Raw genomic sequence first — 272 nt, forward strand, 5'->3', positions numbered from 1 at the left:
GCATTTAGCTCAGTCAATCGTGCTGCATTGATGTCGAAGCCGAGCGTTGAATATTGCTTACCAAACTCTACTGCTAGCGGTAGCCCGACATAACCAAGACCTATAACGCCTATCTTAATTTCTTTTTTATTTAACATCATTAAGCCTTGCAAAAATTATTTTACTCTTTGGTAAAGCAATCAATCCACCAAGTACAAACCAAAAAGTTCTTTGATAAAAAACCTCATGAAATAAACTCATTGCAGAAAATGCTAACAACAATAATATAATTG

The 272-nt window shown here is 34.6% G+C and carries 1 pseudogene; it reads right to left on the reverse strand.

Annotated elements, in window-relative coordinates:
• Positions 1–137, reverse strand: a pseudogene (locus AAEY88_RS13665) (Vi polysaccharide biosynthesis UDP-N-acetylglucosamine C-6 dehydrogenase TviB); the annotation flags it as partial.
• Between the last annotated feature and the right edge of the window lie 135 nt (positions 138–272).

The organism is Psychrobacter sp. CAL346-MNA-CIBAN-0220, assembly GCF_040309805.1.
In the GTDB taxonomy this organism is placed as follows: domain Bacteria; phylum Pseudomonadota; class Gammaproteobacteria; order Pseudomonadales; family Moraxellaceae; genus Psychrobacter.